The following is a 25,958-nucleotide window of genomic DNA, read 5'->3' as shown; positions in this document are numbered from 1 at the left end:
GTAAAAAGCTATCTATCCTAAGTTAATCTCTATAGTATGGCGGCACAAGCTAGAAAGAAGTCTAAAATTATTAACTCTGCAATACGTTGTTTTATTCATAAAATCCTCGTCCTGAAAGTTTCTAAGTACAAGTCTATTTTTTTTGCAAAACCGGCCCCTAAAGGGCTATTTAAAACTCAGGTGATTATTTATGTCTAATACAGTGAAAGGAACCGTTAAGTGGTTCAACGAAACTAAAGGTTTTGGTTTTATCGAGCAAGAGTCTGGCCCAGATGTGTTCGCACATTTCAGCGCGATTGTTAGCGATGGTTTCAAAACATTGGCTGAAGGCCAACAAGTAGAATTCGTTGTTACTGCTGGCCAAAAAGGCCCTCAAGCAGAGAATATTACAGTAGTTTAATTAGCTACTAAGAATATTTAAAAAAGGGTAAGTTCTTCGGAACTTGCCCTTTTTTTGTCTTTAAAACTTTCCCTAAACCCTTCTCCAAAACCTTTTCTAAAGCCTTTTTCTGAAACTTTATTGCTCCTGTCTCGTATTTCTAAGTATGAGCTGAATTTGCTAAAAGCATTTAGGCATTTTTTATTTGGAGGTTTTGTTATGAATCGTCGACATTTTCTTGTACAAGCGGCTTGCGCGGCAGGTGTTATTAAATTTTCAACTATGCCCGCGACTGCAGCGGTATTAGCTTCTAGCTCACATTTTGAGGTGTATCGAACTAAGCAGCAATGGAAAGCAAAGTTAAGTGATTTTGAATACCAAGTAATGAGAGAAGAGAAAACAGAGCGTGCTGGTAGTAGTCCTTTGCTGAATGAAAAGCGAGAGGGAACGTATCTCTGTAAAGGTTGTGATCTTCCTCTTTATCCGAGTAATACAAAATATGAGAGTGGCACAGGTTGGCCAAGCTTTTATGACAGCTTGCCAAATGCGATTGGAACAAAAGAAGACAATGGTTTCTTTATGGAGCGAACTGAGGTGCATTGTCGTCGATGTGGTAGCCACCTTGGTCATATATTTGATGACGGCCCACAACCAACGGGATTACGCCATTGTTTAAATGGTATTTCTTTAGTATTTCAACCTGCTTAAATATTTTTTTTATAAAAAAATGAAACCATTTTAAATTCGCTGCGTATGTACTTATAACCATGGCGAATTGTTATGGAAAAACAAACTGGAGAATAACAATGAAATTACTAAGTCTTGTTTCTGCTGCAACAATTGTAACACTTGCTGGCTGTTCTGCTGGTGGTATGAAAACGACTGATGACAATGCTAATCCAATGGTCGGTGGCGCACCAATGTATGCGAGCAAAAATATCATTGAAAATGCGGTTAACTCTAAAGATCACACGACATTAGTGGCTGCCGTTAAAGCAGCAGGTTTGGTTGAAACATTACAAGGACCTGGCCCATTTACGGTATTTGCGCCAACCAATGCCGCGTTTGATAAATTACCAGAGGGTGCCGTAGCCGGTTTGCTGAAGCCAGAAAACAAAGCCGCTTTAACGAAAGTGTTGGCTTGTCACGTGGTAAAAGCCGATGCCTTGTCTGGCGCAATTAAAACCATGATCGATGATGATATGGGCAAACACCCAGTGCCAACCATCGGTGGCTGTACATTAATGGCTACTTATATGGGAGATAAAATCATGCTTGAAGATGAAAACGGCCGTGTTGCTAACGTGACTATTGCTGATGTTAAACAATCCAACGGTGTGATTCATGTAATTGATACTGTGCTTTTGCCTAAGCAATAAGCGAGTACTAAAGCGCAGATCTAGCCCAAAAACCTGTATTTAACTAATAAGGTCGGCTGGCTAAACGATGAAACCAGTATCTTTACCCCTTTAGATACTGGTTTCATCGTTTCTTAAGGTCAGAACTTCATAACCCGTGTCTGTGACTAAGATGGTGTGCTCCCATTGAGCGGAGAGTTTTTTATCAGCCGTCACAACCGTCCAGCCGTCTTTTTTTGTCTTGGTCTTGGCTTTCCCTTGGTTGATCATGGGTTCGATGGTGAAAGTCATGCCTTCTTTCAGTGTCATTCCTGTTCCGGCTTTGCCGTAATGCAGAACTTGTGGTTCTTCATGCATTTCTCGACCAATGCCATGACCACAGTATTCTTTTACAACAGAGTAACCTTTGCTTTCTGCTAGGGTTTGGATCGCTGCGCCAATATCACCTAAGGTAGCACCAGGTTTTACTTTTTTGATCCCAGCCCACATTGCCTCGTAGGTAGTTTTTACTAAGCGTTTGGCAATAGGGTTTGCGTCGCTCATGACATACATTTTGCTGGAATCGGCGATAAAGCCGTTTTTCTCAAGTGTGATATCTAGATTGACGATATCTTTTGCTTTGAGTTTATGGCTGTCGTTTGGAACGCCATGACAAACTACCTCGTTTATTGAAGAGTTCAAGGAGAAGCCGTAATCGTATTGCCCTAGGCTTGCGGGTCTTGCGTTCAGTTCATTACGAATAAAGTCTTCTACTTTATCGTTGATTTCTAAAGTCGATACACCTTCTTTGACGAAGTCATCGAGCATATGAAATACGCTGGCCAGTAACTTGCCAGACTCACGCATGAATTCGATTTCTGTTGGCGTTTTAATATGAACTTGCATGCTACTTCACCGATTTGAGTGGTGTTTCAGCATTTGCACTGGCCAGTTCGTTGGCAATCAACTCGGAAAAGGTGAGGCTGGGGTTGAGTTCGGCTAAGCGCCCCATTTTCATCCAAAATTCGGCTTGTGCATTGATAGAGCGCGACATGACATGGCAACTTTTGCGAATGTCGTCGTGAAGTTCGTCGGAGATTTTAATAATACCCATGAGATATGATCCATATATAAAATGTATATGGATCATATATTCACGGTTTGGTTTTTTCAAGCGCTATTTATTGATTAGCTTTTAGTAAGGCTGGCTTGTCAGAAATCTGAATGAGACGGCATAGGGTTAGTTTAAAAGCTCATTTGAATAGCCGTACGATGACATTCTTCTAACTCCGGTTTCTGTAACCAGAACTTGCTCTTCTAACTTAACACCTTCTTCACCGTATTCACGGCCAATGTAGGATTCAACACATAGTGTCATGCCGGGTTGAATAATGCCGTCATAACCCACTTCATCCCAGTCCATATTGTGGGAAATGATTGGCCATTCTCCTGTCATTCCACAGCCATGCACCACCGCCAGATAACGGTTTTTTTGGTATTCTTTTGGGATTTTCCACGCTTTTTGTGAGTACTCTTTAAAACTCATTCCTGGTTTCATTAGCGCAATATTGGTTTCTAGTTCTTCACTAGATAGCTGATATAGCGCCTTTTGAGTCGGTGTGGCTTCTTTGCCTGGAATGACGAAGGTGCGCGAAAAGTCAGTGTAGTAGCCAAAAATACCAACTGTATCGGTATCAAAAGCCACCAGTTCACCCGCGTTCATTATTTTATCTGAACACTCTTGGAACCATGGATTAGTGCGGTCACCAGAGGAAAATAATCGAGTTTCTGCATACTCGCCACCTGTCGCGAGTACTTCTTTGTTAAATACGGCCCATGCTTCGTTTTCTGTAATGCCAGGCTTAAGGTAACCCTCGAGAACAGACATGGCTCTCTCTGTTAATGTCACTGAACGAGCGATAAGTGTAAGCTCATCCAGGCTTTTAATAGACTTAGCTACTTCAATAGGGCGAGAAGCATCTATTACGTCAAATCCTGCTTTAATCGTATCAGCTAATAATTCTGTTGGTGCTGATTCAATACCAATACGTCCGAAGTTTTGTGTAGATCGGCTCAGAATATCTTTCAGAGAAGTAATAAAGCTTTGTACATGGCGATGAGAATGATCTCCGCTGTGTAGTGGCATGATAGGACTGGCTGGATGTACCTCATCCAGTGTCACGACACCTTCTGTTAAATGGGCGCATGAGCGATACTCAAACAAAGCCACTGGGCCTTCTGCGGGCACAATTAAGTAACGAGCAGGGTTGCGCTGAGAATACACCTGCATGTTACGAACACCACAAGCGTAGCGAATATTAATTGGTTCAAATAGCACCACGGCATCAAGTTTGAAGTTAATTATTTGTTCTCTTAGTCGATTTAGTCGGTACATAGCGACACGGTCTTCTAAGTCTTTATCGATTACTTGATTGAAAAAATCGAAAGTTGAGTAGCTCATTTTTGAGATATGCCTTTTGAATTGTAATGGTTTTAAAGTATTAAAAGTTTTGCACTTGACTGAATTTAGCCAGCTAAACCGTCTTCCCTTGTTTCTTGCTCTGCCTTGATGTGAGCCTCAGTTACCCGCCCATAAACGTCTTTCGTACGTTTGATTTTGCCGATCATGCCTGGTTTCTCGGCATAGCCAAACAGGGCGCATAATCTAGTGCCTTTGCATGATGCAACACGGTGCATAGAGAAGCGGCCTTTAAACATTTGTAGGTCGCCTGTGTTCAGTGTTAGTGACTTCACTTTAGTAAGATCACCATCGAGAATGTTTTGTACTTCTGGGTAGTTTTCGTTACCTGGCTGACGAAGCCCAGGAGAATACTGAAATTCGCCGCCTTCTTCTGGGCGACGAGTCATCAAGCTGACAATGAATTCATTCGTATCATAATGCCAAGGCAATGATGTATTTTCTGGCATTGCATTAATTACTAGGCCCGCGATGGGATCTGCATATTCATAAATCTTGTCTTTACCCAAACATTCAGCAATAAACTCTTGGAAAATAGTATTCTGATAAAGTTGTTTAATGATCATTTCTTCTGGTAGAAGATCTTTTGCAACAAAACCATTGCTAAACTGTTGGTATCGGTTAACCGGATGGCTTTCGCCTAATTCTGGATTGCCTTCAGTGGCATAAGGCGTCACTTTATTTTCGTGATAGTGGGCTAAATGGGAGACATCTTCACTCTGCTTTCTAATTAACTCGATTTTATCTTCACGAATGAAGTTGGGTAAGTGAGCACAGCCATCACTTTCAAGCTGTTGCTGGCAAGCAAGTACCGCTTGTTTATAGGCCGCCGACTCTTTGTCATTTAGCGGGTAGTCAGACATATTTATCATCTGGACAAGGCTGTCTAATTCATGTTGCGTATTTTGATCTTGATTGTTTGTAGGGTTCATAATAAAAAAATCCTTTAATTTCATATAGGTGTCATTTTTTTAAAATGGCATCTTTTTACGTGGCCTTAGTTAAATAGTTGCCATTTTATTAAGGAAAGAGCTTGTTCGTACCTTCCTTCATGTCTTCGCTTTATTTTTCCCAGTCTTAGAAAAACACAAACGTAATAAGAAAATTTGCGCACATACCGCAATAATCATTCCCAAGAAACCACCGATGGTTGATACCAATTTCAGACCATCCAAACCGCTATTGATTGTCATAATGCAGGCCAATAGAGCAATGATTCCGCCCCATACTAATTTAATAAATAGTGGTGATTTTGGTTCCTCACCCTGTTCATTAGAGGACTCAACACATGTTCCAGCTATGGCATCAATAGCCGAATCTGATGCGGTTACATAAGACACGAAGGACATAATTAGGAAAAATGCAATGAAGAAAATAGAACCAGGGAGATCTTGCATTAGCTCCCAAATTATTGCACCTGGACCTTTTTGGTTTAGCGTATCAGATAAGACATTATTGGCTGTTAGCTCAAGGTAAATAGAGTAGCCTCCAAAAATAGAACACCAGAACAGTACAAAAATGGAAGGCATTGCCACATTGAAAATTAGGAACTCTTTGACAGTGTAGCCGCGTGAGATTTTACCAAGAAAAATTGCGACTATTGGTGCCCATGCATACCAAGCTGCCCAGAAAAAGACAGTCCAATCTTTTGGCCAAGAATCTTCTACAACAACACCTGTATCTAGGCTCCAGCTCACAAAGTTTGAAAGGTACATGGAAAGGCTGTCGAGCCCTGCATGAGCGATGAAGCTAGTAGGGCCAAAAACTAAAACGAGCAGTGAGAAAACGATAAATGCTTTCGCATTCCAGCTGGATAAGAAGGCAATTCCTTTGTGTAGGCCGGATGCAGCAGACAAAGCTGAAGCCACCATCACTAAGGCGGCAATCAGAGCGAGTGCTGTGGTGCCTATGTTAGTGTCAAAAAGCGCGTTGATCCCACCTTCAAGCATTAAAATACTAGACCCTAAAGATGTGATCATCCCTGCGACTAACGCAATGAGAGCAAAGGCGTCAATCAACTGTTTTGTTGTTGTTTTTAATTCAACATTACTGCCAACAAACATGGCTGAAGAAATGCTGAAGTCGCGTTTAAAATTATAATAAGCAAGTGCGAATGCTAATGCAGGAATGCTATAGAGAGCGTATGTGGTTAGCGACCAATGCATAAATACGGCGGCCAAACCAAAGACGGCAGACTCTCTTGAAAGTGGTTCTGCCCCTAAAAATTTAGGGGGGTAAGTCATATCGATAATAGGTTCGGATGAGGCAAAAAAGAGTAACCCTATAGCAACAGAACTACATAACGTAATCGAAGCCCATTGCCACTTTGTCAAAAGTGGTTTTGCTTCTTTTCCTCCGATTCTCATATCGCCTATTGGAGAGAAGAAAACCACGAAGCAAGTTATGACCAATGAAAAAGCGGAAAGAAGGTACATCCAGCCAAAGTTATCTAACAACCAATGATGTATTACTGAGGTTATTGCTAGGAAGTTTTCATTGTCAAAAAGCGCTAAGTAACTTAGAACTCCTAAAATAGTAAGTGAGGGGTAAAATGTATAAGGCCTAATTCGTAAGTTTCTGTTCATCTCAATCGTCTCTGCTATTTAGTGTGTCCTATTAGCCTAAATAATATTTAGAGGAAAAAAAAATAAAGTTGTGATTGAATAAGTCATCATTTTTTTATATTTAAATTGGCTGCGTTTTTTGTAATGGTATAAAATGTATTAATTTTCAATTACTTATGTTTAATTTTGTTTTCGAGGTGAAGTTTTTTTCATGATTTTTTTTGCTTTTTCATGTCGTGATTAGATTGTATATATTTTAAAATAAGGTTTTTATGGAGAGAAAAAGTGTGTCATAACGGTCTTGATGCTAAAGAAAACATCATGAAAAAGTATGGTGCACTGTTTTATTTTCATCATTTTATTGAGATTTTTTATGCTAGATATAAAACACTATGAGCTGATATGTGCGATTGATGAGCACAGTTCGTTAAAAGATGCAGCCTCGGCGCTTGGGTTGACGCAACCGGCAGCTACTTATCGTTTACAGGAAATAGAAAAGCGATTAACAGTAAATATTTATGATAAAAGAGGGAGAAAACTCGTACTTTTGCCATCAGGCGAGAGACTGTTGAAAGCCGCTAAGTTGTTGTTACCTTTTGTCCGTAAAGTAGAAACAGAAGCGGTAATGTTAGGACGGTCAGATAGCTATATTAGGTGGGGTGTTAGTGCCTACGACACCTTTGACACCATTCTACAATACCTTCCTGAGACCTCTTTTGATAAGTTGGATATCAACAGATACAGCACATCCAATCTTGTGAATGCGCTTTTCGAAAGAGAAGTGGATTTTATTATCGATACGACTCCAGTCAATACGAAAGACTTTCATTGCGAAAAAATCTTTGATGATGAGCTGTTGCTTACGATTAATCATAAGCATCCTCTAAATACTACTAAACATTTCAGTATCGAAAAAATTGCAGAATACCCATACCTTACCTACAGTCGAGCCCATCAGCCGGATATGGAGTTTGACATAATCTTCAGACCAAATAATTGCAGTCCTAAGACTATCAGGGAAGCAGACTCTGTTTCATTAATATTAAAAATTCTATCTATGAATCAACAATATGTAACGTTTTTATCCGCTTGGGCAGCCAAAAATTCAGCTTTCGAAAATATCACAACCTTAAAAAATGCAGCTTATTCAGCCCCTTGTACTTGGTACATTATTTATCATCAGTCAGTAGAGAACCGACCTGAAATAAGAGAGGTTATCAGCGCATTACAAACGATTGCTGAGATTAGATAGCCAAGCCTTCGAGACAACAAAAGCGCCCCCCTTTTTATAAGATAAGAGGGAGCAATTTTTGGTAATTGAGTTTTTTATCTAATTTTAAAACAAGTCTCGGATTAGCTTAATACCAGCTTCTTGACCACCTTTGTTGTATGCATCCAATAATGCAGAACCAAGAATAGCGATGTCAGCTTTGCCAATCAGTTGCTCTATCTGAGCGCGTTCGCGTAAACCAAAACCGACGCCCATTGGTGCGCTGGCGTGTTGTTTTATTTGCGCCAAATACTCATCCAGAGAGTTCTGTTTGGCTTTGCCTGCGTTGCTTTTTGTCTCATGGACAGAATGCCCTGTAACACCAGAACGCGCCACGCAATATAAGAAACCGCTGGCTTGGTTTGCTAACATGGCTAAGCGATCTGGTGGCGTCACTGGTGTCACCAACCAAACTGGATCGATACCGCTGGTTTTACAAGCCGCTTGATAGGTCGCTGCTTGTTCAATCGGCAAGTCTGGAAGGATCAAGCCTAGAATATTTTCTTCAGCCGCACGCTTGGCGAGTTTGTCTAAACCAAAGCGATACATTGGGTTTAGATAGCTCATTAACACGATGCGGCTGTCAGGGAAGTTTTTCGCGAGCTTGCCTAGTTGAGATAAGCAGGTTTCTACATTTAAATCTTGCTCTAATGCTTTATGACAAGCCGCAACGATACTTGGGCCATCGGCGACAGGGTCGGAAAAAGGAAATTGCACCTCGATAAAATCGACGCCTTCCTGCATTAACCTTTCCATCCAGCTCAAGCTTTCTTCTACACTTGGGTAGCCATAAACTACATGGGTCATGGACAAAATCGGCTTTTGCTGGCGTTTTTCTGCAATAAAGGTGGCTAACTGGCTCATGCGTTTTGCTCCTCATTGTCGGCGTGATTAGTTGGATAAGCCGCAAGGTAATCGGTTAAAAACTGTGGGAAGGTTTCGTCCTGCACGGCTTTCGCTACGTTAAAGATGTCTTTGTCGCCACGACCAGAAAGGTTGATGACGATCTTTGAATCTTTCGGCAAGTTTGGCGCGTCTTTAAAGGCACCCGCTAAAGCATGGGACGATTCTAGCGCAGGGATTATGCCTTCTTTTTTCAGTAATAACGTACAAGCGGCAATCACGTCATCGTCCATGGCATAGGTCATATTAATGCGACCTGTTTCTGCCAAATGGGCAATGATAGGCGAAACGCCAACATAGTCTAAACCGGCTGCGATAGAGTGGGTTTCTTGTAGCTGTCCTGCATCATCTTGCAGGAACATGGTTGCAAAACCTTGGGCGATACCTGGCTGTCCAAGGTTATGAGATAAGCGAATAGAGTGCTCGCCAAGTTCTAAACCTTTGCCGCCAGCTTCAACGCCGACCATTTCCACGTCTTTGTCATCAAGGAAAGGTAGGAATAAACCGCAAGCGTTCGAACCACCGCCAACACAAGCGTATAAGCGATCTGGAAATTGACCGAATTGTGCAACGCTTTGTTCTCGTACTTCATTGCCAATAATAGATTGGAAGTAGGCCACCATTTCAGGAAAGGGCGCGCAACCACAAGAGGTGCCGATTAGGTAGTGGCTTTCTTCGTGGCTAGAAGACCAGTCACGAAGGGCCTCGTCTAAGGCATCACGTAAAGTTTGTGCGCCAGTGGTAACTGGCACAACGGTTGCGCCAAGCTGTTTCATCCAGAATACGTTCGGGTATTGGCGTTCAATGTCTTTCGCGCCCATGTAAATGGTACATTCCAGTCCTAAACGCGCTGCAACAAGCGCTGTAGCAATACCATGCTGACCCGCACCTGTTTCGGCAATAACGCGCTTTTTGCCCATACGTTTGACCAATAGCCCTTGGCCAATTACGTTGTTCATCTTGTGTGCGCCACTGTGATTTAAGTCTTCGCGCTTTAGATAAATTTGTGCGCCACCAAAGTGTTCGGTCAAGTTCGCACAAAACGTAAGAGGAGTAGGGCGGCCAGAAAACTGCTGCCATTGTTGGTTTAGCTCAGCGAGAAACTCAGGATCGTTTTTGGCTTCTTCGAACGCATGTAAAATTTGCTGTTGGCTCGAATAAAGAATTTCAGGAATATAGCTACCGCCGTATTGCCCGTAGAAACCGTTCTCGCTTTGCATGACTTGCTCCTAAAATTGCTATTTTTTCTCTATTAAATTAACTATACCGTTTAGTTAATTTAATGCAGCATTGATTGGTCGTCAAGTGTATTTTTTGGCTAAGATGTGCTTTTACATTTTTGATAAAATTTCTGCGCTTTATTGATTGTTCTGAGTGATTGGTAAGTAACGGGTTAATGTTCAATTTACTGCTACAATTTGAGTAAGCTAATTTCTTTGTAGTAGGACTTTTATGATTAAACCTGACATCCCAAAAAATGAAGCTGAACGATTGCATGCATTAAGAGCGTTGCGAATTCTTGATACCTCTCACGAAGAACGATTTGATCGCATCACTCGGATGGCTAAGCGAATGTTTAGTGTATCTATCTCGTTGATTAGTCTGATAGATGAAAGCCGTCAATGGTTTAAATCACGACAAGGGCTTGAGGCGAGTGAAACACCGCGAGATGTTTCGTTTTGTGGCCATGCTATTCATCAGGATGGTTTGTTTATCATTACCGATGCGTCAATTGACGAACGATTTTTTGATAACCCGCTTGTTACCGATGCGCCGAATATTCGTTTTTATGCAGGCTACCCTTTGAAACTTCGTCAAGGAATTAATATCGGTACTTTGTGTATCATAGATAGCAAGCCAAGGGTATTTGATGAAGAAGATCAGTTATTACTGAAAGACTTAGGTACGATCATTGAGCAGGAAATTCAATCGATTCAGCTTGCGACCTTGGACGAACTGACACTGATATCTAATCGACGTGGCTTTATGACTATGGTCAACCAGATGCTTAAAGCGTGTCAGCGCGATAAAAAAACAATGTCTTTTGTCGTCTTTGATCTTAATAAATTTAAAGCGATAAATGATGATTATGGTCATCATGAAGGTGATTTTGTTTTGGCTAAGTTTGCTCAGATAATGCTTGAGTCATTTAGTGAATATGATGTGATTGGGCGCTTAGGTGGGGATGAATTTGTTGCTATGTTGAGTGACCGTACGGCCGAAGAGATTGCTGTGTTTTTAGAGCGCTTTGCGGTGTGTGTAGATGAAGTGAATGACAGTTTGAAAAAGCCTTATAGGATTCAATACAGTGCAGGTGTTACCCATTTCCCGCATGACACTGACAAATCGATTGAAGAGATGATTCAATGTGCCGATGCTGCTATGTATCAGCAGAAGAAAAAAAGGTAGCGTCCCTTTCATAATCTTAATTTGCTATTATCTACCAATGTCGCTTTTTCAAATATAGAAAGCAACGTTACATCAATGGGTTAGAATTCCATTAGATAAAATAACACTTGTTAAGAGGCAGTAATGGCAAGAGGAAGACCCAGTAAGAAAGCCCACATAGTAGAGGCAGCGGGTGGTTTATTTACGAAGCAAGGTTATCAAAGTACCAGTATTGATCAGGTGGTAGTAACAGCTGGTGTGTCTAAGCCGACTGTTTACAGTAATTTTCCAACTAAGCTGGTGCTGTGGGAAATGGTGTTAATCTCATTAACAGAGCAAGCGCAAGATGAGATGCAAAAAACGTTGATGCATCTGCAATCGAAAAAAGGGCTATCGCTAATTGCTGGCTGGATCTTGCTTTGGGAAGCCTGGGTTAATAAAGCGGAACGCCTTGCTGTGTACCGTATTTTGCTTGGTGAACAACATAAGATGCTTCCATCGACATTTGTTTTGTTTGCTGACTTTGAAGCTGTTTTAGAATCTATTTTGTCAGCGTGGATTGCTGAGTTTTCAGTATCGCCAATGAATTTTTTTACGTTGAAAGCGGTTAGTAAAGAGGCTCTTTTAACGCCGGCACTGATGAAACAAGTAGTGATGACTAAGACAGATCTAGAAAGTCAGCTTGATGCTCTGTTAGTTGATTCAAGCAGTACAAAAAAAGCCAAATAGAAAAACTATTTGGCTTTTTATTCGAACTCAACTAGGTCGAGTTTTGTTGTTAAGCAACAACGCTTTCTTCTTCCGTTACTTCTTCAACACGGCCTTTTTCAGCCCAATACATGATGCATATTGCTAGTGATCCCATGATCACAAAGCCGCCTGAAATGGGCATTAGAGTATTGTTGTACATTTGACCTATGATGGTACCAATCCCCATTGACATGATTGCCGATACCGAACCAATAACCGCAGAGGCAATGCCTGCTACGTGACCCATTGGTTCCATTGCAAGGGAGTTGACGTTACCGAACAACAAGCCAAAGCAGAAGAACAAAACCGAAGCATATACCAAGAACATCCATAAGCTGATCGTTACAAAAGCATGTAGGGCAAAGAATGCAATGGAGGCGATAACAACGACGCATATAGCACGAAAGGCAATGTATTTGGCTCCGTGTTTTTCCACGATGCGTGAATTAATTAGTGAAGAAAAGCCAAGTACCAAAGCCAACAAACCAAAGTAAAGTGCGAATAAATTCCCCGTCTTAAATTGCACCTGGAAAATTTGTTGTGAAGAATTCAAGTAGCCAATGAAACTACCGAAAAATAATCCCATGCAAATTGTATAGCTCGCGGTTATGCGGTTTGTGACAACTTCTTTAAACCCTTCTACGAAGCCTTTTTTTGAAAACGGAATTCGATTGGATTTTGGTAGGGTTTCTTTTAAACGAAAGCCAATCCAAATCATCAAAATAGCAGCGTAAACCAAATAGAGTTCAAAAATACTGCGCCAGTCGGCAATGAGCATCATGGCTTGTCCGAGGGTCGGAGCGATGGCTGGAACCAATACAAAAATCATCATCACCAACGACATGATGCGAGCCATTTGAGCGCCGTGATACAAATCACGTACTAACGAGATGGCTGAGATATAAGGTCCAGCAACGCCCAAGCCTTGGATAAAGCGACCTAACATGAGCATTTCTAGGCTGTCCGCCTGATAGCAAACCACAGTGCCGACTAAGTAGATCGTAAAGCCACAAAATAAAATAGGACGACGACCTAGAGAATCAGACAAAGGCCCACAGATTAACTGCCCCATTGCTAAACCTAAAAATAACATGCTGATCAGTAGTTGTGGCTGATTCGCGGTAACGGCACCGAGTTCCTTACCTATTATCCCAAGCGCTGGCAGCAAAGCATCAATTGATATTGCTGTTATCGACATTAATAGAGCAACTAAAAGTGTGAACTCCTTCGATCCCATACCGGAAGAAGAAGTATCGTTGTGAGCATTTTCCATATGTTATCCAAAGAAAAAAGGTTGTTTGAAGGGGAGAGCGATGTCGTCCCCTAATAATAGCTGAGTATTATACTCAGGCTTTATAACATCCAGTTTGTCAATATGTGTATAAAATAAGGATTTAGTCTAGGGTGCTTTAGTCTTTGTGCTGTTGTTGTTTTCCCCATAAGATAAGAAAGGAGTTATGTTTTGTTGTATGGGGAACGGGTTATGCATAACAGCGAAAAAGAAAAAATAGAGCTTGAACATCAAGCAGCTAAGCTGTTTATGCGCTGTTATGAGCGAAACACAGGGAAGCATATTCGCCATATATGGCACAATGATCCGATTCGACCTGATGTATCTTGCATGTTGGAAGGCGAGCGATTGGATTTAGAAATTGCGCACTTATATGGCTCTGAAGAAGAGGCAATGGAATTCCTTGGGCGAGATCTTACGCCAATAACCCGCGATGTGTTGCGTGCATTAAAACAAGAGCCAGCGGATGGGCGGTTACTGAGGTCGCTCAATAAGATTTTAGAGAATAAATCGGGTAAGCAATACGATTCGGAACGAGTCTGGTTGGTGATCCGTAATACCCACCCTGCATGGAGCCAAACCGACATCAAGGCGCTGGAGCATATGATTACTATTCCTGTGCCTCATGCGTTCGAGAAGGTTTGGATTCTCGGTGACATAGAGGGAAAAAGTGGTATTATCCGCCTTTATCCATAAGCTTCGGTAGTCTTTAGGTGCTAGCGAGGTTGCTTATTCTGCGTTTATCTTTTTTCTTTTGATCTTTTGTTTGCTAATTCATCAAGACGTGTCTTTTCTGAATTGTATTTTTTTAGAGCAATCAGTCCAAAAATTAACGCAGCGCAAAAGAAAATAATAGCAAAGGCGCCAAGCGCGACAGTGGCAAGTGAATTCATAAAATTTGTGCTCAATAAAACATTTGTAATGATTATATAAAAAAATGACCACTTTTACAGGAATGTAAAGTGGTCATTTTTTGTTCCGCTTAGGTGAGTGTTGGATTGCTCTAGCGCTGGTGAACGCATTTTCCTGCGGAGTAGGTTGCTTGAATGGCTCGGTCGTCACCAATGGTCATGAAGACGAATAAACTTTCTTCGATGCCTTTGGATAGCGCTAAGCGCGATTTTAGTAACGGCGTGCCTTTTTTGTCTAGAATGACGAAATCCGCTTCGCTACCAACCGCTAAGTTGCCAATTTTATCTTCTAGTCTAAGTGCTCTAGCGCCGCCTAAAGTAGATAAATACAGAGATTTAATCGGACTAAGGTTCTCGTTTTGCAGCTGAATAACCTTGTAAGCTTCGTTCATGGTTTGCAGCATAGAGAAACTTGTACCGCCACCTACGTCAGTGCCAAGGCCAACGTTGACCTTATGTTCTTCTGCTTTATTGAGTTTGAATAAACCGCTACCGATAAACAGGTTAGAGGTTGGGCAGAAAGAAATAGCCGAGCCTGTTTCGTGCAATCTATGGTATTCGCTGTCGCAAAGATGAATGCCATGGGCAAAAACGGAACGTTCACTTAACAGTTTATGTTGGTCATAAACATCCAAGTAGTTTGTGCTGTTTGAAAAGAGCTCTTTTACCCAGGCGCATTCGTCTTTGTTTTCGGACAAATGAGTGTGCAGGTAAACGTCGTCATATTCACTTAACAATTTGCCCGCTAATTGCAATTGCTCATCAGAGCTAGTCGGCGCAAAGCGAGGCGTGATGGCATAGTGCAATCTGCCTTTGTTATGCCAAGTGTCGATAAGTTCTTTACTTTCTTGATAGCTGCTTTCTGGCGTATCTGTTAGATAATCTGGCGCGTTACGGTCCATCATGACCTTGCCACAAATCATGCGTAAGTTATGGACTTCGCTGGCTTCGAAAAACGCGTCGACAGATACTTTATGTACGGTACCGAATACGAGTGCGGTGGTTGTGCCGTTGCGTAAAAGTTCTTTCAGAAAGCGGTCTGCCACATTGCGAGCATGCGCTTTGTCGCCAAATTTACCTTCTTCAGGAAAGGTATAGGTATTTAACCAAGTTAATAGTTGTTCACCGTAAGAGCCGATCATATCGGTTTGTGGGTAATGAATGTGTGTATCAATAAAGCCCGGTGTGATGATGGCATCTGGATGGTGTTCAATGGCAGTGTTGTCTGGGAGTGTAGCAAGTAAATCTGCCGCATGTCCTAAAGCATGGATTTTATCGTCTTGAATGACTAATAAGCCATCTTCAAAGTATTCGTAAGCAGCATCGACACCCACGTCTTTTGGGTCAGCAATGCAGTGAATGATGGCGGAGCGCCACGCTTTCAAATGGCTCATATATCTCTCTTAAGTGTTTTCAAAAGGATTTAAATTATAAAGTTTGACCGAATGGTTATACTTTAGCAGGTCTTTTTTGTACTTTCATTAAACCTTAGATGTTGATTTTAGAAACCAGCCCATTGTTAACCGACTTAGTACTACTAAAATAACGCCGAGTGCATTGGCATAGAAGTCCATCCATTCAGCATAACGATTCACATACGGCTGAATCAGCTCAATGGTACCGCCAGATAATATGATAAACACAGAGAATAAAATAAAACGCTTATTGGGTCCAAAAGCACATAGCAACGCCCAGCCACCAAAGCCAAGGATATGGTGAAGTTTGTCTGTACCGGGGGCGGAGGGAAGTTGATCGACAGGTGTTAGGGTGGCAAAGCAAATAACCAGTGCCCCCAAAACAAAACCGGCAGCTTGTGCTGCCGGTGAGGTGAGCCTTTTAATCATCGTAAGATGCGTGCTCGAATGTTTTTGCCTTTGATTTTTTTGTTCTCGAATTCTTTTACTACGCTTTTTGCGACTTCATTGTCGACCGATACGTAAGCATGAAAATCAAAAATATCGATTTTACCGACTTGTGATTTATCCAATCCAAGACCTGCGGTTAGAGCGCCAAGGATGTCACCTGGACGAAGCTTATTTTTACGACCAGCATCAAAAGATATCGTAGTCTTTTGTGGAATCAAGCGGTAATGAAGATCGATCTCTCCAAGCTCAATGAAATTCGCTGTGGTGTTGAAGCGGGTTTCAATATCACGCACTTTGTAATCGTCTTTTGAAGTGACAAGGTTGACTGCATTGCCAGCGGCTCCTGCACGGCCTGTTCGACCAATGCGGTGAGTGTGAACATCGGTATCACGAGTAGTGTCATAATTCACCACGAGGTCAATTTCTTTGACATCAATACCACGAGCCGCCACATCAGTCGCCACTAATACACAGCTACTTTGGTTGCTGAAACGAACCAGCACTTGATCGCGCTGTCTTTGTTCAAGGTCGCCATGAATGGCTTGAGCGGCTACTTTGTGGTCGGCTAACCAATCCGCAACCACTTGGCATTCCGCTTTGGTGTTACAGAAGACAATGGCTTGGCGGGGCTCAAAATGTTGCAGTACTGCTAATAAGGTTTCGCATTTGTCTTTATTTTCGCTACGAACAAAAAACTGTTCTATATTTGGTTTAAGGTCTTCTTGAACTTCGACCTTTATGCTGACAGGGTTGTTTTGAAATTCAGCACTAATCGCTTCGATGCCATCGCCGTAAGTTGCCGAGAATAAAAGTGTTTGACGGTTGCTTGGGGTTAGTTCAACGACTTCACGAATGCTGTCGACGAATCCCATGTCTAACATGCGATCTGCTTCGTCTAACACTAGGGTGTTAAGGGCATTCAATTTTAGTGTGCCTTTGCGAAGGTGCTCCATCAAACGCCCTGGAGTGCCTACAACGATATGAGCGCCATGTTCCAATGAGCCGATTTGCGGGCCAAATGGCATGCCTCCACATAGGCTTAGAACTTTTATGTTGTCTTGAAAACGAGCGACTTTTCGAATTTCTTTTGACACTTGATCTGCCAACTCGCGAGTTGGGCACATAACAAGAGCTTGAACACCAAAAAAACGAGGATTAATTTTTAGTAAAAGGCCAATTGCGAAGGCTAACGTTTTACCACTGCCTGTTTGAGCTTGCGCTAGGATATCTTTACCATCAATGATCGCAGGCAAACTCTGCTCTTGAATGGGTGTGAATTCGGTAAAACCCATGTCTGAAAGCAGGGATGTTAGCTTAGTTGGAAAAAGGGTGTTTAAGGTGTGATTAAATTGGGTCACAAAAGGCCTGTCTATTAGGAAAAATAATAAACAAATAATACCAGAAAATGCAGCTAAATACTTTGCTTCGCTAATTATTCCGTGTTGGTGATATTATTTTTAGGTAAAGTAAGCGCTTATAAAGCGGATGCGGTATTAAAGGGTATTTTGTTTACGGGCTACTGGCGAGTCAATAATGGCTGATTCAAGGGATAAAGTGAAAATTAAAAATCTGCATTACATTGTTTTTATTACTGTTTTTTTGTCAGGCATACTCGTAAGTGTTGTGCCTTGGAAAGTGAGCCCGATATGGGTATTTGGCTTATTAGCACTCGGCTCGTCTTTGTACGCTAAAAAACTCTTATCTGCTTATTCCTCAGCTCTAGCCTACGCCAACAAGCGTATTGAAATAGACGAACTAACGGGTCTGCTAAGTCGTTATCAGATACAGCAAAAGCTCAATGAGCTACTCGTTTTTTGTCAGCAAAAAGATAAAAAATTGGCGGCGATGATTCTGGACTTAGATCATTTTAAGACCATTAACGATGCGTTTGGTCACGAAATAGGCGATAAGTTACTGGTTCAGGTGTCAGAGCGTTTGACGTCTATTGTTCCTGAAAATACTGTGGTTGGGTATTTGGGAGGAGATACGTTTTTAGTCTTGTTAGTGCAAGGCGATGATCAAGAGATGCCCCAACTTAATCTACTATCTAAGGATATTATTCATAAAATAAGTCAAAGCTACTTTGTAGAAGGTTTAACGCTGGATATAGGTTGCTCCATTGGTGTGGCTCTGTACCCAGAATTTGGTTTAGACGCTGTTACATTGATAAAAAATGCTGATATGGCAGTGTATCAAGCGAAAAATTCTGGCCGAGCTACTTATCACTTTTATGATGGCGAAATGGGGCGGCGATTTGCTCGTAATGTGCGTATAGAGACACGATTGCGCCAAGGGTTACAGAAAGAAAATTTAGAGCTACATTTTCAGCCTAAGGTAGATTTAGTTACTGAGTCTTGTGTCGGTATGGAGGCTTTGTTGCGTTGGGAAGATGAAGAGCTTGGTGTTGTTTCCCCAGCTGAATTTATTCCTATTGCAGAGCAGAGTGGCATTATTTTACCTTTAGGTGACTGGGTGTTTGAACAAGCGTTTCGACATATTGTTGAGTGGCAAAGACAGGGCGTTGCCGTTCCTCCTATTGCTATTAATTGTTCGGCTGCGCAATTAAAACGAGTCGATTTTTTGCCTAAATTATTGGCCTTGCTAGATAAATATAAAGTGGACCCCACACTGCTTGAAATTGAAGTGACAGAATCGATTCTTATTGAAGACCCAGAAGGCTGTGCAGAGCTTCTGCGACACCTTAGTCGTCTTGGTATGGCATTAGCAATAGATGACTTTGGTACAGGCTATTCTAGTTTAAGCTACCTGAAAAACCTCCCCTTTGATTCAGTCAAAATAGATCAGGTATTTATTCGTGACATTATGAATGATGAAAGCAATGCCGCTTTAACGAACGGGATTATTCGATTAAGCCATAGTTTAGGCTTGAAAGTTATTGCAGAAGGAATTACTGATGTTGAGCAGCTGGCACTATTACGAGAGTACGGTTGCGACATTGGGCAAGGTTATTTATTCAGTAAAGCCTTAGGCGCTAAAAACATGGGAAGTGACCCTATTATGATCGCGTTTAATGAATAGGGCTGTGACCACGAATCAACCTATAAAAGCCCCGTAGCGGCCTGATCTAGAGTGATCCGTTACGGGCGACTTTGTTCTTTATCGCTTCCCAAAATTGATTTAGGTTGGGGTTTTGGTTGAACCTAGATCGATACAGGCGTATTTCGAGCGGAATATTCCAATTCTCTTCTCCTGCCAAAGCCACTTTGCCATAGTTTAATGTATCTAGCATGAGACGTTTGGGGATCCAGCCGACACCATAGCCTTCTTTAACCATGGCTTTAATACTCACCGAGTGATAGTTCTCCGATAGTGTTTGTAGCTGAGGGATTTCACGTTGGCGTTGCAGATGATGGTGAATAACAGGCTGCAAGAATGAATTTTCATAATAGCCAATATAGGGCAAAGGTTTACGCTTGGCGCCCGGCAGCGTGAATTTTGGTTCGCCACTGGCATCGGTTGCACTACATGGAATGAGGGTTTCTTGGGCGATAACAATATGATCATACTGTTCGTCATCAAGCGCTCTGATGAAGTTGATGGCAGGGTGCCAATAACACAGCATAATGTCGCATTGCTGATCCATTAAAGAGTTTACGAAATCAATGCCAAGCCAAGAGCTGGACTTCATATTAATGTCGAGCTCCATATCGATTTGTTGGCAAAAAGGTTCTATTACTTCTTTATAAAAACTAAGGAACAAGGTTTGCGTAGTGACAAAACGTATTTGAGACTCTTCTTGCTTACGAATTTCTTGGCAACGCTCTTTCGTATCTCTTAATTGCCTTGTGATGAGCTCTGCACTCTGCAGAAAGACTTCGCCTGCTGGTGTTAATGATAACGGCAAAGTATTACGGTCGATCAAAGTGACGCGCATCTCTTCTTCAAGCAGTTTAATGCGTCGACTGAATGTCGGTTGGGTAACGTTTTGTTCATCTGCCGCGCGTGAAAAGTGACGAGTTTTCGCAAGTGCGATAAAGTCTTCAAGCCATCTTATTTCCATGGAGCCTCCTGACGACCAGAAGACATAAAACGCAGTGTAAATAGGAGAATCATAGTCGACCCTCTTCAATAGCATGGCAAGCCACACTACTGCCATCACTTTGTAATGTCATGCTAGGGGAAGATTCATAGCAGCGCTGATTCGCATAGGGGCAGCGAGCCTGAAAAACACATCCTATTGGTTTCTCTGTTGGTGTTGGTACTTCGCCAATTAAACGAATAGGTTGAGCTGTATTACTATCCAGTCTTGGAATGGCGGATAGCAGTGCCTGAGTGTAAGGGTGTTTTGGCGAGCTAAATAGGGTTTTAGTTGGAGATAACTCACAAATTCTTCCTAGATACATGACAGCGACTCGGGTCGCAAAATGCTCGACAACGGCTAAATCATGGGTAATAAAAAGATAGCTGAGGTTGTGTTCCTCTTGTTTATCCATCATCAAATTGAGCACTTGTGCTTGTACTGATACATCTAGTGCAGAAAGCGGTTCGTCCGCAACAATGAAATCCGGTTCAACCGATAGAGCGCGAGCCAAGCTGATTCGCTGACGTTGTCCACCAGAAAACTCATGAGGGTAGCGGTCAGAGCTTGAAGCAGAGATACCAACAGATTCCAAAAGCTCATCGATTTTTTCATCCACGCTCGATTGTGATAATTGTGGATTGTGAAATGAAATAGGTTCGCTGAGTGTCTGATACACCGTCATTCTAGGGTTTAAGGACGCATAAGGGTTCTGAAAAACCATTTGCATACGACGTCTAAAAAACATGCGTTGACGATTGTTTAGTTGATCAATGCGCTGATCTAGGTAATGGATTTCACCTGCACTGGGAGACGTTAGTCCCATAATGACGCGAGCTAGTGTTGATTTACCACACCCAGTCTCACCAACAACACATAAGGTTTCACCTTGGTTAATAGTCAGGTTTACACCGTTGAGCGCATGAACACTGTCTTTATGCCTAGCTAATTTGCCTTGGCGAAGGCGCCATTGCCCGAGCCAACTTTCATTTGTTGAAAAGGCTTTTTCTAAGCCACTGATTTGAATAAGAGGTGTTGGCATTACAAGGCCTCCTTATCGGTATCAGTAAATTCATTCAACATGTCTTCTATAATAAAGCAGGCCACACTGGACACGCCGCTGTAGATAAACTGTGGCTGTTCTTGTTTGCATTTTTGAGTTGCATAAGGGCAGCGAGGATGAAATGCACAGCCCGAAGGGCGCTCCGCCAATGATGGCATGCTGCCTTGTATCTGATTAAGGCGCTGGCCAGGAATGGTCATCTGAGGAAGCGCATTCAACAAGCCTTGGGTGTAAGGGTGTTGCGGATCGTTGATTATTTCCAGGGTAGGTCCTTCTTCCACTATGTGACCGGCATACATGACTAAGGTGCGTTCAGCGACTTTTGAAACCACGCCAAGGTCATGACTAATCAGAACCAGAGCGACTCCGTTGTCTTGGCAAATGGTTAAAAGCAGTTGTAGTATTTCTGCTTGAATGGTGACATCCAGAGCCGTAGTTGGCTCATCAGCAATGATGATGTCGGGGTTCAGCAATAAGACAGAAGCAATTATAACTCGCTGTCTCATGCCGCCAGATAATTCATGGGGGTATTGATCAAAACGTTTTTCGGGTGATGCTATTTGGACATTATGAAGCTTTTCAATAGCAATGTTACGTGCGTCTTTGTAAGAAATGTTGGTGTGGCTGCGAATGGTTTCAACTAACTGGTTGCCTATGGTGAGCACTGGATTCAACGTCATCATAGGGTCTTGAAATATCATCGCGATGCGTTTGCCACGAACTTCCTGTAACTGTCGCAGATTCATTGTCGTCAGTTCTTTGTTTTCTAGTTTGATCGAGCCAGATTCTATGTAACCTGGCTTGCTAATCAAATTGACGATGGAAAATCCGAGGATCGACTTACCGGCTCCTGATTCTCCAACAATGGCGATTCTTTCGCCGCGATTGAGTGTGAAACTGACGTCAATAAGGGCAGCGAGTTCTCGCTTCTTCATATGAAAATTGACGTTTAGATTGCTGACGCTGAGTAAATTCATATTAGTCTTTGTACGCCCTTGGATTTAAATGATCGCGCAACCAGTCCCCTAGAAGATTCATGGCCAATATCAAAATAATGAGCGTGATACTTGGGATGACGCATATCCACCATGAGCCGGCGAACATATAGGCAAAACCCTCTGAAATAAGTGAGCCCAGCGACGGTTCAGTCGCAGGCATACCTAATCCTAAAAAGGACAGGGCAGCTTCAGCTACAATGGCGTTGGCAATTTGTACCGTGAAAATCACCAAAATAGGTGACAAAGTGTTGGGCAAAATATGTCTGAACATGATGCGTTTCGAGCTTATTCCCATGACCCTTGCAGCATCCACATACTCTTGCTGTTTTTCGGCTAGTACCGAGGCGCGAATAGTTCTGGCAAATAGAGGCCACTCTGTTAAACCAATAACAAGAATAAGAATGATCATAGCCAGCTGTTGATATCGGGCCATGCCGAACAAAGACTGGAAAATGGCTAAAAAGACAATGGCTACCATCATATTTGAAAAAGACAGCTGAATATCTGCACAGCGCATGAGAAAGTTATCTATACGGCCACCTAAATAGCCAGCAACTAGGCCAATGCAGATGCCAAGTGTTACCTGAATCAGAACAGCACAAATGCCTATAGTTAGTGACAGCCGTGTACCGTATAAAATCACGGACAGTAAATCTCGGCCTTGGGCATCAGTGCCTAATAAAAACTGACTATTTCCACTGATCCAGCTTGGAGGAATCTCAGAGTTCATAAGATCCATAAAGGCGGGATCTGAAACGTCATAGGGGGCGACTAAAGGTGCTAGTAAGGCAATAAGGCAATAGAAAACAAAGATAATAAGCGCTAGCATCGCAAGCTTGTCGCCTACAACACCTGATAAAATATGATTCCAACGACTGCCCGGAATAGGGTGAATGAGGTCTTTCTTGATGGGCTTCATAGACCATGACTCGCTAAGCGTACTGTTGGATTGAATAACCCATAAATCAAATCAACAAAGGTATTTGTGATAACGAAAATGCCTCCTACCACAATTAAATACGCAGAAACTAATGGTGTATCAACTCGACTGACAGCGTCCATGAACAGAAAACCCATGCCGGGCCACTGGAAAATGGTTTCTGTGAGAATAGTATAAGCCACTAAGGTGCCAGCCTGAATGCCGCCAACTGTAATCACGGGGAGCATAGTGTTTTTCAGTGCGTGAATGAAATAAATGCGTCGCGCAGACAAGCCTTTTGACCAAGCAAAACGTATGTATTCAGATTGTAAGACATCCATCATCTCAGCGCGGATTAAGCGAACGAAAATAGGCATTAATGCAATTGACAATGATAGGCTCGGCAGTAGTAGATGACTAAGTCCGTCTTTGTTAAATAGTCCGCTTTCCCAAAAACCAAAGAACTCTGTTGTCTGCCCTCTGCCAAAGCTAGGAGCTATATTGAGCTCTATTGAAAAAATATAAACCATCAGAATAGCAACAATGAAGATAGGTACCGAAAGACCAATGGAGCTGATCAGCATGAGTAATCTTGAGAGAATGTGTTTGGGTTTAATCGCAGCGAGCACCCCACATGGCGTGGCAATTAATATCACAATTAATATTGCACAAAAAGCCAGTTCTAAAGTGGCTGGTAGTTTTTCCAAAATCACATCAAGCGCAGGTTCTTTGTAGTAATAAGATGTGCCGAGGTCGCCATGTACTGCACCCTTTGCAAAACGCCAATATTGAACGAGAAAAACATCATTTAGGCCCAGTTCGTTACGTAACTGATTGCGTTCTTCTGGTGATACTGTCATTCCCACCATTTGTTGTACTGGATCGCCTAGTTTGTCCTGAATAGAGAAACTAATCACACTGATAATGATCATGACAAAGCAAGCTTGTAGTAAGCGGCGGAGTAAAAAAATCAGCATAGGAAGGTTATATGTCCACATTTCATTAAGGCGGTTTTTAGGGGCTGCATACCTTTAATTCGTCTGGTGTACTTTCTATTCTTCAATGAATAGATCTCCTATGTGCGGGTAATTTTGATCATTGACTATGTCATTTATATTAACGTTGCTTTTGGCGGCCCAAGTAAGAGATTGCCAGTAAAGAGGCACGACAGCTGCATCGTCATAAATTTTCCGTTCGATTTGTTGTAAAAGGCGCAGGCGTCTCTCTGGATTCATTTCTCTGTTTGCTTGGCGGATATCCGCATCGATTTCAGGCCTACAATATTCACTGGCATTATAAGCGCCCATGCCTGTATTGGCATCTGGGCAAGCAATAATAAATTCAAATAAATTATTTGAATCCATCGTGTCCGATTGCCAGCCAAGCATCATCATGTCTGCGCTACGATTATCGTATTCCTTAAAGTATTGCGCTTTAGGTAGCGTTTTTAAGTCAACAGTAATGCCTATTCTAGATAGCATGGCGCTAATGGCTTGGGCGACCTTCTCATCGCTCATGTAGCGGTTGTTTGGTGCCATCATGCTAATACGGAAGCCTTTTTCGTAGCCGGCTTCTTTCATTAGCTTTAATGCTCTGTCTACATTGTACTCTGGTTCTAAGTCGTTGATGTAGCCTAGAAACCTGTCTGAACTTAACTGGCCTGCAGGTGTCGCGTAACCTTTTAATATTTTATCAACAATTAGGGCCTGATTTATGGCTAAGTTGATGGCTTTTCTTACTCTGACATCTTGAAATTCTTTGCGTCTATTTTGGTTCATGTGCAGCAATAGTATGCGAGTGCTTGGTAGGGTGACGAGTTGAATGCCTGAGACTTTTTTTGCGCGTTCGATATCAATTGGGGAAACAGGAAAGATAAAATCCACATCCCCAGAAAGCAGTGCGGCAAGTCGAGTGGAATCTGCTCGAATAGGAGTCAGAATCACCTTGTCGGCATTGCCTACTGAGTTTTTATCCCAGTAATTGGGGTTGCGAGTTAGCTCCATGCTACTGCCTAGTTTTCTTTCTGCTAGTATGTAAGGTCCTGTCCCTGATACGTGGCGAGAAGCAAAGGTCTCACCGTACTTAATGATTTGATCTTGCCCTTGATAAAAGGCTTTATCCATTGGAAAAACATAGGTCATTATGTTGAGCAATAATGGATTGGTATAAATGGTGTGTACATCAATGGTGTATTCATCAACCATTATGACTTTGTCTATTGTGTCGAACATGGCTCGAAAATCAGGTGACTTTTTTAAACGCTCTATGGTGTACACAACATCTTTTGCTGAGAAGGTGTTGCCAGTGCTGAATGCAACATTCTTTCTTAAGAAAAAACGCACTGTATGGCTGTCAATGCGTTCCCATTTGGTGGCGAGGCGAGGTTCAAATTGACCATTTTTGTTCCATCTTAGTAATGGGTCAAAAACAAGATGAGAAAACTGTAGCGTACTTTCTGATAATTGTTCATGAGGATCTAATGAAACAGGATCAGTGTCATTGGCTATTTTTAGCGTTGTTGCCACTGCTTTGTTGTATAAAAGTAAAGCCAAACAACAGGCTATAATAACCTTTATCTTCATTGTTCTTGATCTCGTATGTAGGCTGAATTTTCGAGTGTGGTGTTTTGTATCTAACAGCTCTTGGCTTGATATGATGTAAATCCTAGAGAGATGTTAAATCTTGACCATAAAGATGACAATTGGTCATTTTTGCAAAAAAAAGCGCAAAAAGACAGCAAGACTGCTATTCGATGGCTTTTTTAGATAATAATGTCACATAAGCTTTGACTCAGACATCCAT

The 25,958-nt window shown here is 42.1% G+C and carries 26 protein-coding genes; 8 read left to right on the top strand and 18 right to left on the bottom strand.

Annotation, left to right across the window (positions count from 1 at the left end; translation table 11 throughout):
* The first annotated feature begins 190 nt into the window (after positions 1-190).
* From JSY38_RS02920 to JSY38_RS02910, 3 genes are all read left to right on the top strand, one after another.
* Positions 191-400 carry a cold-shock protein gene (locus JSY38_RS02920; RefSeq protein WP_113915034.1) on the top strand — a complete coding sequence of 70 codons (210 nt, stop codon included), beginning with the start codon at positions 191-193 and terminating at the stop codon, positions 398-400.
* Between the two features lie 198 nt (positions 401-598).
* Entirely contained in the window at positions 599-1,087 is a 489-nt protein-coding gene (msrB, locus tag JSY38_RS02915) for a peptide-methionine (R)-S-oxide reductase MsrB (RefSeq protein WP_239544234.1), read from the top strand.
* A gap of 98 nt (positions 1,088-1,185) precedes the next feature.
* Positions 1,186-1,758 carry a fasciclin domain-containing protein gene (locus tag JSY38_RS02910; protein ID WP_205115175.1) on the top strand — a complete coding sequence of 191 codons (573 nt, stop codon included), beginning with the start codon at positions 1,186-1,188 and terminating at the stop codon, positions 1,756-1,758.
* Positions 1,759-1,848: 90 nt separating this feature from the next.
* Here JSY38_RS02910 and map read toward each other — a convergent pair whose 3' ends face one another.
* The 5 genes from map to JSY38_RS02885 form a co-directional block, all read right to left on the bottom strand.
* Positions 1,849-2,622, bottom strand: coding sequence for a type I methionyl aminopeptidase (gene map, locus JSY38_RS02905; protein ID WP_205115173.1), 774 nt, complete (start codon positions 2,620-2,622; stop codon positions 1,849-1,851).
* 1 nt (position 2,623) lies between these two features.
* Entirely contained in the window at positions 2,624-2,830 is a 207-nt protein-coding gene (locus tag JSY38_RS02900) for a ParD-like family protein (RefSeq protein ID WP_205115171.1), read from the bottom strand.
* A 126-nt stretch (positions 2,831-2,956) separates the two neighbouring features.
* A complete protein-coding gene (locus JSY38_RS02895; protein WP_205115170.1) occupies positions 2,957-4,177 on the bottom strand; it encodes a M24 family metallopeptidase in 1,221 nt (406 codons plus the stop codon).
* 65 nt (positions 4,178-4,242) lie between these two features.
* Positions 4,243-5,127 carry a HalD/BesD family halogenase gene (locus JSY38_RS02890; RefSeq protein WP_114410928.1) on the bottom strand — a complete coding sequence of 295 codons (885 nt, stop codon included), beginning with the start codon at positions 5,125-5,127 and terminating at the stop codon, positions 4,243-4,245.
* Positions 5,128-5,244: 117 nt separating this feature from the next.
* Complete coding sequence (locus JSY38_RS02885; RefSeq protein ID WP_205115169.1) at positions 5,245-6,780, bottom strand: BCCT family transporter; 1,536 nt, start codon at positions 6,778-6,780, stop codon at positions 5,245-5,247.
* 352 nt (positions 6,781-7,132) lie between these two features.
* Here JSY38_RS02885 and JSY38_RS02880 point away from each other — a divergent pair, with 352 nt between their 5' ends.
* Positions 7,133-8,011 carry a LysR family transcriptional regulator gene (locus JSY38_RS02880; RefSeq protein WP_181858491.1) on the top strand — a complete coding sequence of 293 codons (879 nt, stop codon included), beginning with the start codon at positions 7,133-7,135 and terminating at the stop codon, positions 8,009-8,011.
* 84 nt (positions 8,012-8,095) lie between these two features.
* Here the strand turns inward: JSY38_RS02880 and trpA are convergent, their stop codons facing one another.
* The gene (gene trpA, locus JSY38_RS02875; RefSeq protein ID WP_205115168.1) at positions 8,096-8,893 is read right to left on the bottom strand and encodes a tryptophan synthase subunit alpha; all 798 of its coding nucleotides are present in this window, start codon (positions 8,891-8,893) and stop codon (positions 8,096-8,098) included.
* Positions 8,890-10,152, bottom strand: coding sequence for a tryptophan synthase subunit beta (trpB, locus tag JSY38_RS02870; protein ID WP_205115167.1), 1,263 nt, complete (start codon positions 10,150-10,152; stop codon positions 8,890-8,892). Before trpB ends, trpA begins: the two co-directional genes overlap by 4 nt.
* A gap of 232 nt (positions 10,153-10,384) precedes the next feature.
* Here trpB and JSY38_RS02865 point away from each other — a divergent pair, with 232 nt between their 5' ends.
* Both JSY38_RS02865 and JSY38_RS02860 read left to right on the top strand, forming a co-directional pair.
* Positions 10,385-11,341 carry a GGDEF domain-containing protein gene (locus tag JSY38_RS02865; RefSeq protein ID WP_205115166.1) on the top strand — a complete coding sequence of 319 codons (957 nt, stop codon included), beginning with the start codon at positions 10,385-10,387 and terminating at the stop codon, positions 11,339-11,341.
* A 123-nt stretch (positions 11,342-11,464) separates the two neighbouring features.
* The gene (locus tag JSY38_RS02860; protein WP_205115163.1) at positions 11,465-12,049 is read left to right on the top strand and encodes a TetR/AcrR family transcriptional regulator; all 585 of its coding nucleotides are present in this window, start codon (positions 11,465-11,467) and stop codon (positions 12,047-12,049) included.
* A 49-nt stretch (positions 12,050-12,098) separates the two neighbouring features.
* Here the strand turns inward: JSY38_RS02860 and JSY38_RS02855 are convergent, their stop codons facing one another.
* On the bottom strand, positions 12,099-13,343 hold the full coding sequence (locus JSY38_RS02855; RefSeq protein ID WP_205115161.1) for a multidrug effflux MFS transporter: 1,245 nt from the start codon (positions 13,341-13,343) through the stop codon (positions 12,099-12,101).
* Between the two features lie 210 nt (positions 13,344-13,553).
* Between JSY38_RS02855 and JSY38_RS02850 the strand changes: the two genes are divergently transcribed.
* On the top strand, positions 13,554-14,057 hold the full coding sequence (locus JSY38_RS02850) for a hypothetical protein (protein WP_205115159.1): 504 nt from the start codon (positions 13,554-13,556) through the stop codon (positions 14,055-14,057).
* 44 nt (positions 14,058-14,101) lie between these two features.
* On the opposite strand, the gene JSY38_RS02845 is transcribed toward JSY38_RS02850, so the two are convergent.
* The 4 genes from JSY38_RS02845 to dbpA all read right to left on the bottom strand — a co-directional run bounded on the left by JSY38_RS02845 (position 14,102) and on the right by dbpA (position 17,495).
* Positions 14,102-14,254 (bottom strand): hypothetical protein, encoded by a 153-nt coding sequence (locus JSY38_RS02845; protein WP_181858490.1) that lies wholly within the window; start codon positions 14,252-14,254, stop codon positions 14,102-14,104.
* Between the two features lie 110 nt (positions 14,255-14,364).
* Positions 14,365-15,666, bottom strand: a complete 1,302-nt coding sequence (gene guaD, locus JSY38_RS02840) for a guanine deaminase (RefSeq protein ID WP_205115157.1) — start codon at positions 15,664-15,666, stop codon at positions 14,365-14,367.
* A gap of 87 nt (positions 15,667-15,753) precedes the next feature.
* A complete protein-coding gene (locus tag JSY38_RS02835; protein ID WP_114410918.1) occupies positions 15,754-16,116 on the bottom strand; it encodes a VanZ family protein in 363 nt (120 codons plus the stop codon).
* Positions 16,113-17,495: an ATP-dependent RNA helicase DbpA gene (gene dbpA / locus JSY38_RS02830; protein WP_205115155.1), complete on the bottom strand. Its 1,383-nt coding sequence runs from the start codon at positions 17,493-17,495 to the stop codon at positions 16,113-16,115. The genes JSY38_RS02835 and dbpA overlap by 4 nt, the downstream gene beginning before the upstream one ends.
* Positions 17,496-17,691: 196 nt before the next feature.
* On the opposite strand from dbpA, the gene JSY38_RS02825 reads away from it, so the two are divergent.
* Positions 17,692-19,176: a putative bifunctional diguanylate cyclase/phosphodiesterase gene (locus JSY38_RS02825; protein ID WP_205115153.1), complete on the top strand. Its 1,485-nt coding sequence runs from the start codon at positions 17,692-17,694 to the stop codon at positions 19,174-19,176.
* A 46-nt stretch (positions 19,177-19,222) separates the two neighbouring features.
* Here JSY38_RS02825 and JSY38_RS02820 read toward each other — a convergent pair whose 3' ends face one another.
* From JSY38_RS02820 to JSY38_RS02795, 6 genes are all read right to left on the bottom strand, one after another.
* Positions 19,223-20,158 carry a LysR family transcriptional regulator gene (locus JSY38_RS02820; RefSeq protein WP_114410915.1) on the bottom strand — a complete coding sequence of 312 codons (936 nt, stop codon included), beginning with the start codon at positions 20,156-20,158 and terminating at the stop codon, positions 19,223-19,225.
* Between the two features lie 49 nt (positions 20,159-20,207).
* Positions 20,208-21,218: an ABC transporter ATP-binding protein gene (locus JSY38_RS02815; protein ID WP_205115151.1), complete on the bottom strand. Its 1,011-nt coding sequence runs from the start codon at positions 21,216-21,218 to the stop codon at positions 20,208-20,210.
* A complete protein-coding gene (locus JSY38_RS02810) occupies positions 21,218-22,216 on the bottom strand; it encodes an ABC transporter ATP-binding protein (RefSeq protein ID WP_114410913.1) in 999 nt (332 codons plus the stop codon). Before JSY38_RS02810 ends, JSY38_RS02815 begins: the two co-directional genes overlap by 1 nt.
* 1 nt (position 22,217) lies before the next feature.
* On the bottom strand, positions 22,218-23,156 hold the full coding sequence (locus JSY38_RS02805; RefSeq protein ID WP_114410912.1) for an ABC transporter permease: 939 nt from the start codon (positions 23,154-23,156) through the stop codon (positions 22,218-22,220).
* The gene (locus tag JSY38_RS02800) at positions 23,153-24,133 is read right to left on the bottom strand and encodes an ABC transporter permease (protein WP_205115149.1); all 981 of its coding nucleotides are present in this window, start codon (positions 24,131-24,133) and stop codon (positions 23,153-23,155) included. The genes JSY38_RS02805 and JSY38_RS02800 overlap by 4 nt, the downstream gene beginning before the upstream one ends.
* Positions 24,134-24,208: 75 nt before the next feature.
* Positions 24,209-25,738, bottom strand: coding sequence for an ABC transporter substrate-binding protein (locus tag JSY38_RS02795; protein WP_205115147.1), 1,530 nt, complete (start codon positions 25,736-25,738; stop codon positions 24,209-24,211).
* Positions 25,739-25,958: the final 220 nt, after the last annotated feature.

The sequence above is a fragment of the Marinomonas foliarum genome (genome assembly GCF_016906065.1).
GTDB classification, from domain to species: Bacteria; Pseudomonadota; Gammaproteobacteria; order Pseudomonadales; family Marinomonadaceae; genus Marinomonas; species Marinomonas foliarum.
The sequence above is the reverse complement of the archived record's forward strand: the minus strand, read 5'-3'. Positions and strand labels throughout refer to the sequence as shown.

Excerpts from the sequence above, each read along its gene's own strand:
- JSY38_RS02920 (WP_113915034.1), top strand. The coding sequence starts at position 191 with ATGTCTAATACAGTGAAAGGAACCGTTAAGTGGTTCAACGAAACTAAA.
- msrB (WP_239544234.1), top strand. The coding sequence starts at position 599 with ATGAATCGTCGACATTTTCTTGTACAAGCGGCTTGCGCGGCAGGTGTT.
- JSY38_RS02910 (WP_205115175.1), top strand. The coding sequence starts at position 1,186 with ATGAAATTACTAAGTCTTGTTTCTGCTGCAACAATTGTAACACTTGCT.
- map (WP_205115173.1), bottom strand. The coding sequence starts at position 2,622 with ATGCAAGTTCATATTAAAACGCCAACAGAAATCGAATTCATGCGTGAG.
- JSY38_RS02900 (WP_205115171.1), bottom strand. The coding sequence starts at position 2,830 with ATGGGTATTATTAAAATCTCCGACGAACTTCACGACGACATTCGCAAA.
- JSY38_RS02895 (WP_205115170.1), bottom strand. The coding sequence starts at position 4,177 with ATGAGCTACTCAACTTTCGATTTTTTCAATCAAGTAATCGATAAAGAC.
- JSY38_RS02890 (WP_114410928.1), bottom strand. The coding sequence starts at position 5,127 with ATGAACCCTACAAACAATCAAGATCAAAATACGCAACATGAATTAGAC.
- JSY38_RS02885 (WP_205115169.1), bottom strand. The coding sequence starts at position 6,780 with ATGAACAGAAACTTACGAATTAGGCCTTATACATTTTACCCCTCACTT.
- JSY38_RS02880 (WP_181858491.1), top strand. The coding sequence starts at position 7,133 with ATGCTAGATATAAAACACTATGAGCTGATATGTGCGATTGATGAGCAC.
- trpA (WP_205115168.1), bottom strand. The coding sequence starts at position 8,893 with ATGAGCCAGTTAGCCACCTTTATTGCAGAAAAACGCCAGCAAAAGCCG.
- trpB (WP_205115167.1), bottom strand. The coding sequence starts at position 10,152 with ATGCAAAGCGAGAACGGTTTCTACGGGCAATACGGCGGTAGCTATATT.
- JSY38_RS02865 (WP_205115166.1), top strand. The coding sequence starts at position 10,385 with ATGATTAAACCTGACATCCCAAAAAATGAAGCTGAACGATTGCATGCA.
- JSY38_RS02860 (WP_205115163.1), top strand. The coding sequence starts at position 11,465 with ATGGCAAGAGGAAGACCCAGTAAGAAAGCCCACATAGTAGAGGCAGCG.
- JSY38_RS02855 (WP_205115161.1), bottom strand. The coding sequence starts at position 13,343 with ATGGAAAATGCTCACAACGATACTTCTTCTTCCGGTATGGGATCGAAG.
- JSY38_RS02850 (WP_205115159.1), top strand. The coding sequence starts at position 13,554 with ATGCATAACAGCGAAAAAGAAAAAATAGAGCTTGAACATCAAGCAGCT.
- JSY38_RS02845 (WP_181858490.1), bottom strand. The coding sequence starts at position 14,254 with ATGAATTCACTTGCCACTGTCGCGCTTGGCGCCTTTGCTATTATTTTC.
- guaD (WP_205115157.1), bottom strand. The coding sequence starts at position 15,666 with ATGAGCCATTTGAAAGCGTGGCGCTCCGCCATCATTCACTGCATTGCT.
- JSY38_RS02835 (WP_114410918.1), bottom strand. The coding sequence starts at position 16,116 with ATGATTAAAAGGCTCACCTCACCGGCAGCACAAGCTGCCGGTTTTGTT.
- JSY38_RS02820 (WP_114410915.1), bottom strand. The coding sequence starts at position 20,158 with ATGGAAATAAGATGGCTTGAAGACTTTATCGCACTTGCGAAAACTCGT.
- JSY38_RS02815 (WP_205115151.1), bottom strand. The coding sequence starts at position 21,218 with ATGCCAACACCTCTTATTCAAATCAGTGGCTTAGAAAAAGCCTTTTCA.
- JSY38_RS02810 (WP_114410913.1), bottom strand. The coding sequence starts at position 22,216 with ATGAATTTACTCAGCGTCAGCAATCTAAACGTCAATTTTCATATGAAG.
- JSY38_RS02805 (WP_114410912.1), bottom strand. The coding sequence starts at position 23,156 with ATGAAGCCCATCAAGAAAGACCTCATTCACCCTATTCCGGGCAGTCGT.
- JSY38_RS02800 (WP_205115149.1), bottom strand. The coding sequence starts at position 24,133 with ATGCTGATTTTTTTACTCCGCCGCTTACTACAAGCTTGCTTTGTCATG.
- JSY38_RS02795 (WP_205115147.1), bottom strand. The coding sequence starts at position 25,738 with ATGAAGATAAAGGTTATTATAGCCTGTTGTTTGGCTTTACTTTTATAC.